Here is a 1,684-nt window from a genome sequence, read left to right as displayed (position 1 = left end):
CACAAGGCTGTGGACGGCCCCTGCGGGGTCCGCTCGATCCCCACCGCTCCCCGACCGCTGCGCGCCGCCCGGGGACAACCTACAAGGTTGCCCCCCGCCGGCTTGCCCCACCAGGTTGAAGAAGAAGCCAGGGGCAAGGCGCAGGGCTCGGCTTCGCCATCGCCGCGACTTGCCGGGGGCCTGGAGGGGCCGGAGGGAGGGAGGGAGGGAGCGAGGGCAAGGTTTCACCCTACCGCGCCGGGGCGCAGTTGGGACCTTGCCCAGCGGTCGGCCGTCGGTCGGTCGGTCGGTCGCTTCGGGCTCTAAGGGCCGGCAGGAGCCCTCAAAAGGCCGCGTTCATGGGTCTGCCCCACCCTTTCCCCGGTCGCGGCCTCGCGGCCTCTCGGTGGCGCTTTGGAAAGGCTTCCGCTCTAGCGCCTTGTGCGCTGCGTGTGCGAGCCGGGAATCTGGCCTGGGGGGCAAGTCGAGAAGTCGCCCAGGTTGATCGACGTGCAACACGCGCAGCCCCGAGCGAGAAACTAAAATCGCGGCAAGACGCCGGATTTCTTTCCTTCTTCGCTCGTTGGGAAAATTCGCCGTCCAGGGAACCTCAAGAGCACCACCTCTTGAGGTTTTCCGCTTTCTGGGCCAGCGAATTACGCAAGCGGAATATATCCGGCCGCCAGCCGTTGGCGGCATTTAAGGCGGTCTGGCCCATCACTTTGCGGTTCTCCAGGGGTGTGCGCCGGCGTCACTTTGCGCGGCCAAGCCGCGCCCAAAGTGACGCCTGGAGCTGCCCGGGGTGCAGGGGCGCGAGCCCCGCCAAGCCGTTTGAGCGCTAGCGAAAACATGGCTTGCTTCGCACGTGAGTCGCCCAGCGACTCGTAAGTGCGCACTTGGCTGTTTCCAGCCTCGTGAGCTTGAGCCACAGCCCTGCGGGAAGTGGCGTTGCGCGCAACGCCCTCAGCCGCTCACCAAGGCGGCTCGGCAGGGTTGGTGTCCGCAGCGATGGAATCCGGGCCTTGGTAGGGCGTGCCTTGGCTGGTCAGCGGTACGCGGCTCCTGGCCTTCTGCTTCTTCGGCTTGGCCTTGTGCGCGGTCTTGGACGCTGCCTTGGCCTGGTGCTTGGTGCCACCAGTCGCCAGGAACTGGGCCACATCGAGCGGAAGCCATCGGGCGAAGGGCAGCAGGTCGGGCGGGTCGATGACGTACCAGACCTTGAGCGCGAGGTCCCAGCGGGCGCCTAGCGCCTTCACGGCGGCGCGATCCTCGAAGGGGCAGTTGAGATTGATCCTCATGGGCTTGGTGGTGCTACAGCTGGCCAGCGACGTTGCACCAGTGTGCCGGCCTCGCCTGAGCTCTAGCTGCCCTTCTGGCCCGCCAGCCTTGCGCCATTCGCTAGCCGCGCCGCAGCGAAGCGCAACGCTTCTGTACTCACTACGGAATTTGCTGCGCAAATTCCTCCGCTCGGCAGGCGCTGCGCCCTGCACCCGCCGCCCCTCCTCTCGCGCTCTCCTCCCCACTCCAGGCCACCGGCCCGGATCTCGCGCCCGCGGTGGACATCGAGCCCGCCCACAGCACAAGGCTGTGGACGGCCCCTGCGGGGTCCGCTCGATCCCCACCGCTCCCCGACCGCTGCGCGCCGCCCGGGGACAACCTACAAGGTTGCCCCCCGCCGGCTTGCCCCACCAGGTTGAAGAAGAAG

Annotated in this window: 1 protein-coding gene; it reads right to left on the bottom strand. The window is 67.7% G+C overall.

Translation table 11 applies throughout. From position 1 onward, the window contains the following. Positions 1–950 precede the first annotated feature (950 nt). Positions 951–1,277: a DUF5710 domain-containing protein gene (locus HHL10_RS30045; protein ID WP_169164096.1), complete on the bottom strand. Its 327-nt coding sequence runs from the start codon at positions 1,275–1,277 to the stop codon at positions 951–953. Positions 1,278–1,684 lie beyond the last annotated feature (407 nt).

The sequence above is a fragment of the Azohydromonas caseinilytica genome, from assembly GCF_012927045.1.
Classification (GTDB): domain Bacteria; phylum Pseudomonadota; class Gammaproteobacteria; order Burkholderiales; family Burkholderiaceae_C; genus Azohydromonas; species Azohydromonas caseinilytica.
The sequence above is the reverse complement of the archived record's forward strand: the minus strand, read 5'-3'. Positions and strand labels throughout refer to the sequence as shown.

What these genes read in the sequence shown, in the direction of transcription:
- HHL10_RS30045 (WP_169164096.1), bottom strand. Translation starts at nt 1,277, where the DNA reads ATGAGGATCAATCTCAACTGCCCCTTCGAGGATCGCGCCGCCGTGAAG.